This is a genomic window from Duganella hordei (assembly GCF_040369125.1).
GTDB classification, from domain to species: Bacteria; Pseudomonadota; Gammaproteobacteria; order Burkholderiales; family Burkholderiaceae_D; genus Rugamonas; species Rugamonas hordei.
On the sequence record NZ_BPWI01000017.1, the window covers coordinates 40,608 to 54,885 of the forward strand.

Annotated in this window: 11 protein-coding genes; 9 read left to right on the forward strand and 2 right to left on the reverse strand. The window is 66.2% G+C overall.

The annotated features are described in order from the left end of the window. Window positions 1-155: 155 nt before the first annotated feature. From ABWW33_RS27485 to mctP, 4 genes are all read left to right on the forward strand, one after another. Complete coding sequence (locus tag ABWW33_RS27485) at window positions 156-737, forward strand: PEP-CTERM sorting domain-containing protein (RefSeq protein ID WP_353404626.1); 582 nt, start codon at window positions 156-158, stop codon at window positions 735-737. Window positions 738-764: 27 nt separating this feature from the next. After that, complete coding sequence (locus tag ABWW33_RS27490; RefSeq protein WP_353404627.1) at window positions 765-4,331, forward strand: pectinesterase family protein; 3,567 nt, start codon at window positions 765-767, stop codon at window positions 4,329-4,331. Between the two features lie 128 nt (window positions 4,332-4,459). Continuing rightward, window positions 4,460-4,639: a DUF3311 domain-containing protein gene (locus ABWW33_RS27495; protein ID WP_176651497.1), complete on the forward strand. Its 180-nt coding sequence runs from the start codon at window positions 4,460-4,462 to the stop codon at window positions 4,637-4,639. After that, window positions 4,639-6,141, forward strand: coding sequence for a monocarboxylate uptake permease MctP (gene mctP, locus ABWW33_RS27500; protein WP_176652104.1), 1,503 nt, complete (start codon window positions 4,639-4,641; stop codon window positions 6,139-6,141). The genes ABWW33_RS27495 and mctP overlap by 1 nt, the downstream gene beginning before the upstream one ends. Here mctP and ABWW33_RS27505 read toward each other — a convergent pair. After that, on the reverse strand, window positions 6,110-6,847 hold the full coding sequence (locus ABWW33_RS27505; protein ID WP_353404628.1) for a GntR family transcriptional regulator: 738 nt from the start codon (window positions 6,845-6,847) through the stop codon (window positions 6,110-6,112). The genes mctP and ABWW33_RS27505 overlap by 32 nt on opposite strands. Window positions 6,848-6,966: 119 nt before the next feature. Between ABWW33_RS27505 and ABWW33_RS27510 the strand changes: the two genes are divergently transcribed. The 5 genes from ABWW33_RS27510 to ABWW33_RS27530 all read left to right on the forward strand — a co-directional run bounded on the left by ABWW33_RS27510 (window position 6,967) and on the right by ABWW33_RS27530 (window position 13,733). Then, window positions 6,967-7,794, forward strand: coding sequence for an ABC transporter ATP-binding protein (locus tag ABWW33_RS27510; RefSeq protein ID WP_353404629.1), 828 nt, complete (start codon window positions 6,967-6,969; stop codon window positions 7,792-7,794). Beyond that, window positions 7,787-8,797: an ABC transporter substrate-binding protein gene (locus ABWW33_RS27515; RefSeq protein WP_353404631.1), complete on the forward strand. Its 1,011-nt coding sequence runs from the start codon at window positions 7,787-7,789 to the stop codon at window positions 8,795-8,797. Before ABWW33_RS27510 ends, ABWW33_RS27515 begins: the two co-directional genes overlap by 8 nt. Then, entirely contained in the window at window positions 8,798-9,547 is a 750-nt protein-coding gene (locus ABWW33_RS27520; RefSeq protein ID WP_353404632.1) for an ABC transporter permease, read from the forward strand. 18 nt (window positions 9,548-9,565) lie between these two features. After that, window positions 9,566-11,938, forward strand: coding sequence for a CehA/McbA family metallohydrolase domain-containing protein (locus ABWW33_RS27525; protein WP_353404633.1), 2,373 nt, complete (start codon window positions 9,566-9,568; stop codon window positions 11,936-11,938). Window positions 11,939-12,041: 103 nt separating this feature from the next. Continuing rightward, complete coding sequence (locus tag ABWW33_RS27530; protein ID WP_353404635.1) at window positions 12,042-13,733, forward strand: alkaline phosphatase family protein; 1,692 nt, start codon at window positions 12,042-12,044, stop codon at window positions 13,731-13,733. A gap of 18 nt (window positions 13,734-13,751) precedes the next feature. Here the strand turns inward: ABWW33_RS27530 and ABWW33_RS27535 are convergent, their stop codons facing one another. Continuing rightward, the gene (locus ABWW33_RS27535) at window positions 13,752-14,219 is read right to left on the reverse strand and encodes a cache domain-containing protein (protein WP_353404636.1); all 468 of its coding nucleotides are present in this window, start codon (window positions 14,217-14,219) and stop codon (window positions 13,752-13,754) included. Window positions 14,220-14,278 lie beyond the last annotated feature (59 nt).

Genomic DNA, 14,278 nt, shown 5'->3' on the forward strand with positions numbered 1-14,278 from the left:
GCGCTTGAAGCTGCTTACTGCATCACACAGATTTTTGACCAACTGCGAGCTCGGCCCTCCCGGCGCCCTCCTCGCGGTGGCGCGGCATACGCGAGGTGTGCCGACCGGCACCCGGCACAGACCGGCGTTGTTGAACTCAATATCTGGAGACACAAATGCACAATCCCGTACTCAAAGCCATGGCGGCCGCATGTCTTGCGCTCGCCGCCGGCGGCGCGCAAGCGACCGCCGATCCGCTGCACAACGCCGTCATCACCGCCGCCTATAACGGCGACGCCGCGGGCATGCTGGGCGCCGACCACGGCTTCGCGGCCGACGCCGGCAGCAACGTCAGCGGCCTCGATCCCTATTTGTCCAATGCCGAATTCATCAGCGCCGACTACGCGCTGGTGTTCGACTTCGCGCCCAACGGCCACCTGACCATCTATAACAACGGTCCGCTGGCCGCCGGCAGCTACAGCGCCAGCTTCGATTTCGGCGCCACGCTGGCCGCCCCCATCACCGGCTTCGGCGTGACCGATGCCGGCGCCACCACCGGCACGCCGGTGCTGACCCTGGTGAACAACCACACCATCGCCATCGACCTGAGCGGCGTGAGCTGGAACGGCGACTACAGTCCGCTGGAAACGGCGATCACGCTGCAGTCGCCGACCGCGCCGGTGCCCGAGCCGGCCGCCGCGTGGATGCTGCTGGCGGGCCTGGGCCTGCTGGGCCGCCTGCGCCGCAAACAGAACTAGTCCGCCCTCACACTCAAGGAGCACCTTATGAAACGCACAGGTTTCAGGGCGGCGCTACGCCTGTCCCTTTTGTTTTCCCTGCTGGCCGGCGGCGTCGCCGTCGCCACGGCGGCCGACGTCGCGCTGCAAGCGGCGCCGGCCGACGGCTTTGCCGGCCAGGCCGGCGGCACCGCCGGCGGTTCGGCCGCGCTGTCGTCCAACATCTACACGGCGGCCAACCGCGCGCAGCTGCTGGCGGCGATCAAGCATGGCGGCAGCAACGCCAAGATCATCAAGCTCGCCGGCACCATCGACATGAGCGAAGGCGTGCCGTATGCGAACACCGGCGACCAGGCCATCCGCGGCCTGATACGCCTGCCCAGCAACACCACGCTGATCGGCGACGGCGCCAATTCCGGCATCGTCAACGGCCATATCATCCTGTCCAACGTCTCGCAGGTCATCATCCGCAACCTGAAGATCGTCAATCCCTGCGACGTCGGGCCGATCTGGGATCCGACCGACGGCGCGCTGGGCAACTGGAACTCGGCCTATGACGGCATCGGCGTCAGCGGCTCGGACCACATCTGGATCGACCACAACACCTTCACCGACGGCGCCATGACCGACGACCTGCTGCCGGTCGAGAATGGCCAGGTCAAGCAATGCCACGACGGCGCGCTCGACGTCACCAACGCCTCGGACTACGTGACGGTGTCGTACAACGTCTTCGGCCAGCACCGCAAGAACAACCTGATCGGCTCCAGCGACACGGCCGTCGCTGACAGCGGCAAGCTGCACGTCACCTTCAGCAACAACGTGTTCCGCGATATCGTCAGCCGCGCGCCGCGCGTGCGCTACGGCCAGGTCCACGTGTACAACAACTACTTCGTCGGCAGCAGATCGCACCCGGCCTACCCTTACGAATACAGCATCGGCGTCGGCCAGGCCGCGCAGATCCTGTCCAACAACAACGTGTTCGAGATCGCCGGGGTGTCTCGCTGCGACGACGTGGTCGAGCCGATAGGCGGCACCGTGCCCGGCGCCTTCAGGGACAGCGGCTCGGTGCTGAACGGCACCGCCCTGGCCGGATGCTCGGTGCCGAACAGCGTCGCCTACACGGTGCCGTACGCCTACTCCGCGCGGCCGCAGGCGCTGGTCAAGGCCAACGCGCTGGCGCAGGCCGGCGGCGGCAAGCTGGCCACGGCGATCACCGGCAGCGGCAACGTCACGCCCGACGTCACCGTCACGCTGGCCTGCCCGCCTTCGGGCCTGTACTTCTGCGACGACTTCCAGAACGGCAGCTCGTCCAATTGGAACCTGCTGCCCGTGGCCGGCGCCAACGGCAGCTTCAGCGTCAAGGCTGAAAGCATAGGCGCCGCCAACATGGTGATGCAGTACACGGCGGCCAGCACCGGCGGCGTGCTGGCGCTGCTGAAGCCCGCGGCCATGAGCGCGGTGCCATCCGGCGACTACTACGTCGAGGCGCGCATCAAGCCGATGACCAACGGCACCACCGGCAACAAGCTGCTGTACCTGGTCACCCGCTACAAGGACGCCGCCAACTGGTACGGTGGCGGCCTCAATGTGCAGAGCAGCACCGCCAGCACCCAGGTGGAAATCGCCAGGATGCTGGCCGGGACGCTGTCGCGGCCCAAGCAGGTGAAGAAGCCGATCCAGATGGACGCGCAGTTCTACACCGTGCGCTTCGAAATGATCGGCACTTCGCTGACCGTCTATCTTGACGGCGAAGCGCTGGGCACCGTCACCGATGCCTCCTTTGCCGATCGCGGCCTGGTCGGCCTGTACACGGCCAACAAGTCGTTCCAGATCGACGACGTGCGCATCGGCGATCCGGCACTCAAGCCTTCGCAGCTGACGCTCAATCCGTCGACGCTGAGCTACTCGGCGGAAGTGGGCGATGCGCCGCTCGCCGTCAACGTCACGGCGGTCAAGCCGAACGGCACGCTCGACACCTTCACCGCCAGCTCCAGCAACCCGGCGGTGGCCGCGGTGGCCATCAACGGCACGGTGCTGACCGTGACGGCGGTCGGCGCCGGCAACGCCACCGTCACCATCGCCAGCGATTCCGATCCGACCCTGCAGCGCACCATCGCCGCCACCATCAGTCCGCAGTTCGTGCAGCCGGCGCAAGCCTATCCGCTGACCGGCGCGGTCATGCCCCCCGCGCATGCCGGCAACGCCAATATCGACGCCTCGCTCAAGCTGACCTTCGATACGCCGCCGACGCTGGGAACCAGCGGCAGCATCCGCATCTTCCGCAAGACCGACGACGCGCTGGTGGACGTCATCCGCCTGTCCGGCGAGACCGATATCCTGGGCTATGCCGGCCAGGCCAGCATCCGCAAGGTCAACACCACGCCGGTCGCCGTCAGCGGCAACACGGTGACGATCAAACCGCACAGCAACAAGCTCGCTTACGGCACCGAGTACTACGTGGCAGTCGCCAACGGCGTGTTCAACGGCGCCACGCTGGGCGGCATACCGTTCACCGGCATCGGCAAGCTGGGCGACTGGTCGTTCACCACCCGCGCCGCGGGCCCGGCCGGCGCCGCCGCCAGCCTGACCGTGGGCGCCGGCGACGACGCGGACTTCAACACCGTGCAGGCGGCGCTCAACTACGCGATGAAGGAACTGGGCGCCAGCGATCCGCTGACCATCAACGTCCGCAACGGCGTCTACAACGAGCTGCTCTACCTGCGCGGCAAGAACAACGTGACGCTGGTGGGCGAAAGCCGCGACGGCGCCGTCATCCAGTACGCCAACTACGATACCCTGAACACCGGCTCCGGCGCCAGCCAGGCCAATGGCGACAGCGCCACGCCGTCCGGCGGCCGCGCGGTGATGATGGTCGAATCGGCCGACATGCTGACCCTCGACACGCTCACGCTGAAGAACACCACGCTGCGCTCGAGCGCCATCTCGGCGCAGGCGGAAACCATCTACTTCAATAGCGACACCGGCCGCCTGGTGGCGAAGAACGCCAACTTCTTCAGCGAGCAGGACACGCTGAACCTGAAGGGCTACTCGTGGTTCTATCGCTCGCTGGTGGCCGGCAACGTGGACTTCATCTGGGGCGGCAGCCGCGCCGCGCTGTTCGAGGAAAGCGAAATCCGCTCGGTCGGCGACACCACCAGCGCCACCAGCGGCGGCTACGTGCTGCAGGCGCGCGTGGCCAACGCCACCGACAAGGGCTACGTCTTCCTCAACAGCAGCCTGACGCACGGCGCCGGTCCCGGACCGCTGCACGGCGACGTGCCGGCCGGCGCCACCTACCTGGCGCGCAGCCCGGGCGGCACGACGACGTGGGACAACATCGCCTTCATCAATACCAGGATGGATGCGCATGTGGCCACGGTGGGCTGGGCCGGCGCGGGCGTGAACGGCCAGCCGGCGCCGAATCCCGTGGTGCCCACCGCAACCAGCGGCTGGCGCGAATACGGCAGCACCACGCTGAACGGCACGCCGATCAACCTGGCGGCACGAGTCGGCGGCTTCCAGCTCAGCGCCAGCGACGTGGCGGCGGGCTTCGCCGACCGCGCCAAGGTGTTCAGCGCCTATGGCAGCGGCGCCGGCTGGAATCCGCAGCCCTAGCCATCATTTAGAGGGAGGCGCTGCAGGCTTTCTTTCAATATGATAGATTGTCGCCCACGATTGACGACCATCGGTATAAAAGACCGATGGCGTCTCTACGCATAACAATCCTGATCATGGAGATCCTCATGCGCTATCTGCTCGCCCTGCCGTTTATCGGCCTCCTGTGGCTCCCGTTCTACAACCACGAACTCCCATCGCTGTTCGGCTTCCCCTTCTTCTACTGGTATCAATTCGCGTGGGTGCCGCTGACGGCGCTCATCATCTGGATCGTCTACCAGGACGGCCTGAAAAAGGGAGAGGAATGATGGACGGCCAAATCAACTGGACGGCGCTGAGCGTCTTCATCTTCTTCTTCGCGCTGGTGACGGTGATGGGCTTCCTCGCCTCGCGCTGGCAGAGCGGCAAGGAAAACAAGGGCGCCCACCTCGATGAATGGGGCCTGGGCGGCCGCAACTTCGGCACCTGGATCACCTGGTTCCTGGTCGGCGGCGACTTCTACACCGCCTACACCGTGATCGCCGTGCCGGCGCTGGTGTACGCGGTAGGCGCCTACGGCTTCTTCGCGCTGCCGTACACCATCCTGGTGTATCCGATCGTCTTCCTGATCATGCCCAAGCTGTGGCACGCGGCGCAAAAAGCCGGCCACGTGACGGCGGCCGACGTGGTGTATGGCCGCTACCTGTCGCGCCCTCTGGAGTTCGCGATCGCCTTGACCGGCGTGGTCGCCACCATGCCCTACATCGCGCTGCAGCTGGTCGGCATGGAAGTGGTGATCAAGGCGCTGGGCCTGACCGGCGAACTGCCGCTGGCCGCCGCCTTCGTCATCCTGGCCCTGTACACCTACTCGGCAGGCCTGCGCGCGCCGGCGCTGATCGCCTTCGTCAAGGACCTGATGATCTACATCGTCGTGCTGGTCGCGGTGGTGCTGGTGCCGATGAAGCTGGGCGGCTACGGCGTGGTGTTCTCCTCCGCCGCCGAAGCGTTCGCGGCCAAGGGTGGCAACACCGGCCTGACCCTGAAGTCGGCGCAAATACTGCCGTTCGCCACGCTGGCGCTGGGCTCGGCGATGGCCGCCTTCATGTATCCGCACACGCTGACCGGCATCTTCGCCGCCAAGAGCGCGGACACCATCCGCAAGAACGCCGTGTTCCTGCCGGCCTACACCATCCTGCTCGGCCTGATCGCGCTGCTGGGCTTCATGGCCTACGCCGCCAAGATCACCGTCAAGAACAACAACGACGTGGTGCCGGCGCTGTTCAACGCCTTGTTCCCGAGCTGGTTCAGCGGCTTCGCGTTCGCCGCCATCGCCATCGGCGCGCTGGTGCCGGCGGCCGTGATGTCGATCGGCGCGGCCAATCTGTTCACCCGCAACTTCTGGAAGCCCTACGTCAATCCAGCCGTCACGCCGGCCGGCGAGGCCCGCGTGGCCAAGCTGGTGTCGCTGGTGGTCAAGGTGGGCGCGCTGGTGTTCATCCTGTTCCTGCCGACCAAATTCGCGCTCGACCTGCAGCTGCTGGGCGGCGTGTGGATACTGCAGACCTTCCCGTCGGTGGTGTTCGGCCTGTTCTTCGGCTGGTTCGGTTCGCGCGCGCTGCTGTCCGGCTGGGCGGTCGGCATCGGCGCCGGCAGCTGGCTGGCGTTCAGCGACGGCATCAAGCCTATTCACACGCTGGTGATCGGCGGCGACAACTACACCGCCTACACCGGCTTGCTGGCGCTGATCCTGAACATCGTCGTCGCCGTCATCGTGCAGCTGGTCGCGGGCGGCGCCGGCGCTAGCCGCCAGCCTGCGCAAACGAAGTCTTGATGACGAACTCGTAGCGTTCCGGCCGTATGTAGAACTGCGACCGGTCGCAGCACGCGCCGTCTGCGAAGTAGGAGCTGCGCTCCATCACCAGCAGCGGCGCGCCCTCCACCACTTCCAGCGCCGTCGCCAGTTCGGCGTCGGCCTGTCCCACCTTGATCGCCAGGTCGGCGCGCGCCACCGCCTGGCCGGTCAACTCCCGCAAGATCGCATACGAGGGCGTGCGCTCCATGCGTTCACGATCCGCGGCGTCCATCAACAGCGGCAGATAGCTGCGGCCCACCGCCAGCGGCGCGCCATCCAATAAATGCAGGCGCAGCAGCCGCAAGCAGCGTCCATCCTCGTCCCCCATCACGCTCAAGGCGCCGCCCGGCGCATCGACGATCTCGCGCGACAGCAGCCGCATCTCGGCCTGCAAACCCTGCTGCAGCAAGGACTCGTGAAAACTGCGCAGCTGGTCGAGGCCATGCCGCAGCTGCTTGCCCGCCGCGTAGGTGCCCTTGCCCTGCTTGCGCGCCACCGTCCCTTCCTGCTCCAGCCTGGCCAGCGCCAGCCGCACCGTCACGCGGCTGACGCCGAAGCGCAGGCACAGCGCCGCCTCCGACGGCAATTTTCCCGTCGGTTCGAAGCGGCCCTGTTGGATTTCCTCGCGCAGCAGCGAGGCGATTTGTTCGTACAGCGAGGCGATGTTTTCTCTTATCAGGTGCATAGCGGGTCGGGAAGCGGCAATCAGGGAACAGATATGCAAATGCGGAAATGTCAGTTCTTACAACTTGTATTAAAACGTATTATCACAGCCATACCGAAAAAATGCTTGGATTTCCAGCCATGACCAACAACAAAATTCCCGCGATACCGGCCGCCATTTCATCTGCCTTTGCGCCCGCCGCCGCGCTGTCGCTGGACGGCGTGTCGTTCGCCTGGCCGGGCGGCCAGCAAGTGTTCCGCGACCTGTCGCTGCAGGTCCGTCCCGGCGAATTCATCGCCATCCTCGGCCCATCCGGCTGCGGCAAATCGACCTTGCTGAACCTGTTGTCCGGCTTCCAGCAACCGGATAGTGGCACCGTGCGCATCAACGGCCGCGCGGTCAATCCGGAGATGCAGGAACTGGGCTATGTGTTCCAGTCGCCCAACCTGTTCCCGTGGCTCAGCGCCCTGGACAACGTGCGCTTCGGCCTGCGCATGGCGCGGCAGCTGTCGGCCGCGGAGCAGATCGAACGTGCGCAGTCTTACCTTGAGCTGGTCGGCCTGGCCGATGCCGGCGCCAAGCTGCCGCATCAGCTGTCGGGCGGCATGCAGCAGCGCGTGTCGCTGGCGCGCACCTTGGCGCTGGAACCGCGAGTGCTGCTGATGGACGAGCCCTTCGCCGCGCTCGACGCCATCAGCCGCAACACCATGAACGAGGAGACGCTGCGCCTGTGGGCCGCGCTGGGCCAGACCACCGTCTTCATCACCCACGATATCGACGAGGCGATCTTCCTGGCCGACCGCGTGGTGGTGCTGGGCACGGCGCCGGAAGGCATACGCGCCATCGTCGACATCGACCTGCCCCGTCCGCGCAGCCTGCAGCACACGCGCCGCCTGCCGCGCTTCCTCGACTACCGCAACGACTTGCTGGACCAGATCACCCCGACCAGGAGCACCACCCATGCGTAACAACATCCTCGCCGCCCTGCTGTTGGGCACCCTGTCCATGTTTGCCCAGGCGGCCAGCCAGCCGCTGAGGATAGGCTGGGTCTACGCCATGGCCAACGCGCCGGCGGCGGTCGCCGAGCAGCAAGGCCTGTTCGCGGCCGAGGGCCTGAAGGTCGAACTCAAATCCTTCGGCGACGGACCGCTGCTGCAGCAGGCGGTGGCGGCGGGCGAAATCGATGTCGCCTATGTAGGCGCGCCGCCGGTGTATCAATGGTTCTCGCGCGGGCTGGAAGGCAAGATACTGGCCAAGGTCAATTCCGGCCAGGCCGCCGTGATCGCATCGAACGAGGCCGGCATAAATACGGTGGCCGACCTGCGCGGCAAGAAGCTGGCCGGCGTGGCCAAGGGCAGCGGCATGGACGTGCTGCTGCGCGGCTATGTGTTGAAGGACTACGCCAGGCTCGATCCCGAGCATGAGCTGTCTATCGTCGCCATGCCGCCGGCGAACATGAACGCGGCGCTGGACCGCCACGTGGCCGATGCGGCGTTCTCGTGGGAGCCGTTCGTCAGCGAGGCGCTGCTGCGCGGCGGCAGCCGGCTGGTGCTGGACGTGAACAAGGCGCTGCCCAACTATCCGTGGTACGTGATCATGGCCGTGCCCAAGACCCTGCACGAGCGGCCCGACGACGTGGTCAAGCTGCTGCGCGCCCATAACAAGGCCATCGCCTTCCTCAACGAACAGCCGGATGCGGCCAACCGCATCATCATCGACACCTTCAAGATCGCACCGATCCAGACCGTCGACGGCAAGACCGTGGCGCCGGAGGCGGTGGTCAAGGAAGCGCGCAAGCGCCTGGGCTGGTCGGCCAAACTGGAAACGTCGGACCAGCAGTTCATCCAGCGGCTGATGGACTATTCGCTGGCGCTCGGCTTCATACCCAAGCCGCTGAAGGTCGAGCAGCTGCTGGACCTGTCGTGGCAGCAGAAAACGCAATTGAAAACACAACCAAAGGCGGCGCCGTAAATGCGCTGGCCGAAACCTTCATGGAGCTGGGCCTCGCTGCCGTTCCTGCTGCTGGCGTGGGGCCTGGCCGCCAGCCGCTTTCCCAGCTACGTCCTGCCGCAGCCGTGGGAAGTGCTGGCCGAGGCGGCGCGCTGGGTCCGCGACGGCAGCCTCGGGCCGCATTTGCTGGCCAGCGTGCTGGAGGAGCTGGGCGGCTTCGGCGCAGCCATCGCCGCGGCGCTGCTGCTGGGCGTGACAGGCGGCGTGTCGCCGCGCTTCCGCGCCTTCATCTCGCCGCTTAACAGCCTGTTCATGGCGATACCGCCGGTGGCCTGGGCGCCGCTGACGATGATCATCTTCGGCCTGGGCTACGTCTCCATCATGGTGGTGATCCTGGTGGCGGCGGCGTTTCCGATGGCCGTCACCATCCAGCAAGGCGTGCAGGCCATCGGCCGCGGCGAGGTGCGCGCCGCCCGCGCGCTGGGCGCCAAGCCGGCGCAGCTGCTGCTGCACGTGTACCTGCCGGCGTCGCTGCCGGTGCTGACGGCGGCGCTGCGCATCGGCTTCAGCCAGGCCTGGCGCGCGCTGGTCGCCGCCGAGATGGTCGGCGCCAGCAAGGGCATCGGCTGGATGGTGTCGATGGGCGGCCAGGTCGGCAACAGCAGCCAGGTCCTGCTGGGCATCGCCATCATCGGCCTGATCGCCTGGCTGATGGAAAGCCTGGTGTTCCGCCGCATCGAACGCCACTACGAAAACTGGCGCACCGCATAAACAGACAAGGAAAACGACATGCCGCAATTTGATCCGAAAACCGAAGCCGGCGACTACATCGCGCCCATCGGCCTGTATGAACGCAACAAGAACCTGCCCTTCCTCGGCAGCCTGTCCTGCCCGCGCAGCGAACTGGTGGCCGGAGAATGGACCGAGCTGCAGCTGGTCTACACGGTCGGCGGCTCCGGCCTGGCCGACGGCGCCTGGCTCAAGCTGGCCTTCAAGTTCTATTCCGACTGGGCGCTGTTCCAGACCAGCGATCCGGCCGGCGCCAACTACGTCTCGGCCGAATACCACGCCGGCGAACTGGTGCCCGGCCAGAGCGCGGCCACGGTGCAGCAGCTGAAGGTGCGCTTCGACCAGAAAGGCCACGAACGGCCGTTCCAGAAAGCCGTCATCATCGACATCGTCGACGGCTACCTGAACCCGGGCGATCGCATCGTGATCCGCCTGGGCGACCGGCGCCAGGGCGGCGGCGGCACGCGGGTGCAGAGCTTTGTCGAACAGGGCTTCCGCTTCCGCATGTTCATCGATCCGCTGGGCAGCTCCAAGTTTGCCGAGGTGCCGGGCGACAGCCTGATCGACATCGTGCCCGGCGCGCCGGCCAGCCTGCAGATCGTGGCGCCGCGCCTGGTCGGCAACGAGGAAGCGTTCGACATCATCGTCCGCGCCGACGACGCCTGGGGCAACACCTGCCGCAACCTGCCGCTGGCCGGCACGCTGCGGCTGCATGGCCCGGAAGGCGAAGTGCGGGAACAAGCCTATACGCTGGCCGAATCCGGATGGGCCGTGGTGCGCGCCGAAGGCCTGCGCCTGGCGCGCAACGGCGAATGGCGCATCGCGGCCGGCGTCGACGATCCGCGCCTGGCCGAGGCCAGCGCCTACGTCAACGTGGAAAACAGCAGCGGTGCCCTGCGCGCGCTGTACGCCGACCTGCATGTGCACTCCGACGACACGGTCGGCACCAACGACACCAGCTACAACCTGAGCTACGGCCGCGACGTCGCCGGCCTCGATGTGCTGGGCTACACCGCCAACGATTTCAACATCACCGAGCAGCGTTGGAACAAGGCCGTGGAACTGATCCACGCACTGAACGAGCCTGGGCGCTTCGTCTGCTATCCAGGCACCGAATGGTGCGGCAACTCCAGCGCCGGCGGTGACCGCAACATCGTCTTCCTGCGCGACGGCAAGCCGCGCTTCCCCTTCGACGACAAGGGCCGGCTGGTGCGCTCCTTCGAGTGGAACGAGTTCACCGCCGGCACGCTGAAGCCCGGCGCCTGGCCGGTCGACGAACTGTATGCGGCCTACGCGGACGATCCCGAAGGCCATCTGATGATGCCGCACATCGGCGGCCGCCGCTGCAACCTGGACTGGCACCACCCGCAGCTGGAGAGGCTGATCGAAGTGGCGTCGGCCTGGGGCCAGTTCCACTGGGTGTATGCCGAGGCGCTGCGGAAAGGCTACCGCATGGGCGCCGCCGCCAACAGCGACGAGCACCAGGGCCGTTGCGGCGGCGGCGTGCCGGCCACCGCCGTCTTCGGCTCGCGCGGCGGCCTGACCGGCGTCATCGCCGAACGCTTCGACCGCGAAGGCGTGGCCGTCGCCCTGCGCGCGCGCCGCACTTTCGCCACCACCGGGGAGCGCAGCTACGCCAGCCTGAAACTGGGACAACACTGGATGGGCGAAGTGCTGAGCACCGGCGCCGGCGCGCAACTCGACTATCGCCTGCTGGGCGACCAGGGCTGGGAATCGGTCACGCTGTACGACGGCGCGCGCGTGGTCTGGCAGCGCGACCTGCACCGTGAGGCGGGGCTGGCCGACGGCCGCATCCGCCTGCGCCTCGGCGGCGCGCGGGTGCACGAGCGCTATCGCGGCGCCTACTGGAGCGGCACCATCCGCGTGACCGGCGCCGTGGTGCGCGACTTCAGCGCCTACGGCCTCGATCATCCCGAGCAAGCCGTCTGGCGCCAGGACGCCACCACCATCGCCTTCCGCACCAGCACCAGCGGCGATACCGACAGCATCGAACTGGATCTGTCGACGCTGGCCGGCGCCCGCATCGAGGTGCACTCGCGCCTCGACAGTTATATCAAGGTCGGCGATCCGCTGCAGCCGCAGGCCTATGTCCATGCGCCGCAGGCCGTGCTGTCGCTGGCAGGAGAAGAACTGCTGGCCGCCGGCGGCGTGGAGCAAAAGCTGCCGGGAGCGGAATTGAGCGTGGCGGTTGAACGCATCAGCGCAGGCGCGCTGCCGCGCGAGGTGGCAGGCAGCATCGCGCTGGGCGAACTGGCGCTGGAACCGGGGCGCGAGCATCCGCTGTTCGTCACGGCGCGGCAGCGCGACCAGTCGCGGGTCTGGACCTCGGCGCTGTTCCTGACGCCGGACTAACCGGCCACCGGCGATTTTCTGTCATCGCATCGTCACACAGCTCGGGTATCATGGACGCTGCCCGCATCACGCGCGGGCCTCCTCCAACCTGACACGAGCAACTATGACAAAGAATGTACCGGCATGCCTGCCCGCCCTGCGGATCCTGGCCACCTGCTTAACCTTCTGCCTGGCCGCCGACTGGGCCCACGCGGCAGCCCCCTCCGTGACACCGGCCGCCTCCGCGCAACCGAAACTGGTGCTGGTGATGGTGGTGGACGGCCTGCCGAACGAGCAGCTGCAGCGCTATCGCGACCAGTTCGGCCAGGGCGGCTTCCGCCGCCTGCTGGACCAGGGCGCATCGTTCAGCAACGCGCACCAGGCACACGGCATCACCGTCACCGCGATCGGCCATAGCGCCGTGCTGACCGGCGCCTATCCCTATGTGCACGGCATCATCGGCAACAACTGGATCGACCCGGTCACCAGGAAATCGGTCTACTGCACCGAAGATACCAACTACACCTATATCGGCGAAGAGACCAAGTCCAGCGACGGCACCTCGCCGAACCGCCTGAAGGTCGACACGCTGGGCGACCAGCTGCGCTATGCCACCGGCAATCGCAGCAAGGTGGTGGCGGTCTCCGGCAAGGATCGCGGCGCGATCCTGCTGGCCGGTAAAACCGGCACCGCCTATATGTACATGGACAAGACCGGCGACTTCGCCAGCAGCACCTTCTACATGAAGCAGCATCCGGACTGGGTCAAGCAGTACCAGGCGGGCAAGCCGCAGGACCGCTACTACGGCAAGTCGTGGACCGCGCTGCTGCCGGAAGCCGCCTACGCCGGCGACGCCAGCGAAGACCTGAATGCGCCGAAACCCGGTACGCACAACCGCCTGCCGTACACCTACTACAGCGAAAGCGGCGAGATCGACGCCGGCTATTACAACAACCTGAAGACCGGCCCCTTCCTCGACCAGCTGACCATCGACTTCGCGCGCGCCGCCGTCGAAGGCGAAAACCTCGGCCGCAATCCCGCCGGCGTGCCGGACCTGCTGGGCGTGAGCCTGTCGGCGCACGACTATGTCAACCACGCGTTCGGCCCGGAAAGCAAGCTGTCGCACGACCACCTGCAGCGGCTGGACCGCATGCTGGCCGACTTCTTCAACTACCTGGACAAGCGGATCGGCATGGACAACGTGGTGGTGGTGCTGACCGCCGACCATGGCTTCCCGAACACGCCGGAGTTCTCGCAGACGCAGCACATCGACGCCCAGCGCATCGACGGCGACAAGATGATGACGGCGCTGGGCAAGCACCTGTCGGACAAATTCGGCGGCGCCAAGCTGCTGAGCGCATGGTCGCTGCCCAACATCCACCTCGACTACGAGCAGATCGACAAGAGCGGTTTGAAACGGGAAGAAGTGGAAAACGCCGCCGCCCGCTTCCTGCTGAAGCAGAACGGCATCGTCGAAGCGTACACCCGCACGCAGCTTGAAAGCGGCGCCGCCAACACCACGCGCATCGCCACCCTGATGCGCCGCGCATGGAACCGCGAAGCCTCCGGCGACCTGATGGTGGTCACCAAGCCGTACTGGTACTTCGGCACCGGCATCAGCGGCACCTCGCACGGCTCGCCGTACGCCTACGACACCAACGTGCCGCTGCTGATCATGGGCAAGCGCTGGATCAAGCCTGGCTACTACGGCCAGTACGCCGAAGTGGTCGACATCGCGCCGACGCTGGCGAACCTGCTGCACGTGCGTCCGCCGTCAGGCGCGGAAGGCCGCGTACTGACGGAAACGCTGCGTTAAAAGTAAAACCGGGCCGGCTTATTTGTAGATGCCGCAGCCGATCACCAGGTCGTCGACCTTTTCCAGATAGGTGGACTTGGCTTCGATGTTCTTGGTGATCGGATTCGGCCATTTGTAATGGACCCAGCCGCTGCCCTTGGAATTGACCAGTTCAAGCATGTTCTTGAACAGGAAATTGCCGTCGGCGTCCTTCATCTCGATGACGTCCTTGCCGATGATCTTGGGCAGGGTGCCATGCGCCAGCATCTTGGCCTTTTGATCGATCACGAAGATATACAGGTCGCGGTCGATAAACTGCCCTTTCGGATCGCTGAACTCCGCCAGCGCCTTCTCCCTGCCGTACTTCTTGTAAAACGCCACCGCCTTCTTCACCAGCGCGGTGGCGTCGTCGGCGTTGCCCTTCCCCTGCGCGAAGGTGGCCGGCGCGGCGGCCAGCAAACCCAATGCGATCGTCAGCGACAGCAGTCGTTTAAAAATACCGGTCATATTCATCTCCGTTTTAGTTTGGGTAAGTACGAATGTAGACCTGCTGCACGTTTTGCACA

Excerpts from the sequence above, each read along its gene's own strand:
- ABWW33_RS27485 (WP_353404626.1), top strand. The coding sequence starts at position 156 with ATGCACAATCCCGTACTCAAAGCCATGGCGGCCGCATGTCTTGCGCTC.
- ABWW33_RS27490 (WP_353404627.1), top strand. The coding sequence starts at position 765 with ATGAAACGCACAGGTTTCAGGGCGGCGCTACGCCTGTCCCTTTTGTTT.
- ABWW33_RS27495 (WP_176651497.1), top strand. The coding sequence starts at position 4,460 with ATGCGCTATCTGCTCGCCCTGCCGTTTATCGGCCTCCTGTGGCTCCCG.
- mctP (WP_176652104.1), top strand. The coding sequence starts at position 4,639 with ATGGACGGCCAAATCAACTGGACGGCGCTGAGCGTCTTCATCTTCTTC.
- ABWW33_RS27505 (WP_353404628.1), bottom strand. The coding sequence starts at position 6,847 with ATGCACCTGATAAGAGAAAACATCGCCTCGCTGTACGAACAAATCGCC.
- ABWW33_RS27510 (WP_353404629.1), top strand. The coding sequence starts at position 6,967 with ATGACCAACAACAAAATTCCCGCGATACCGGCCGCCATTTCATCTGCC.
- ABWW33_RS27515 (WP_353404631.1), top strand. The coding sequence starts at position 7,787 with ATGCGTAACAACATCCTCGCCGCCCTGCTGTTGGGCACCCTGTCCATG.
- ABWW33_RS27520 (WP_353404632.1), top strand. The coding sequence starts at position 8,798 with ATGCGCTGGCCGAAACCTTCATGGAGCTGGGCCTCGCTGCCGTTCCTG.
- ABWW33_RS27525 (WP_353404633.1), top strand. The coding sequence starts at position 9,566 with ATGCCGCAATTTGATCCGAAAACCGAAGCCGGCGACTACATCGCGCCC.
- ABWW33_RS27530 (WP_353404635.1), top strand. The coding sequence starts at position 12,042 with ATGACAAAGAATGTACCGGCATGCCTGCCCGCCCTGCGGATCCTGGCC.
- ABWW33_RS27535 (WP_353404636.1), bottom strand. The coding sequence starts at position 14,219 with ATGACCGGTATTTTTAAACGACTGCTGTCGCTGACGATCGCATTGGGT.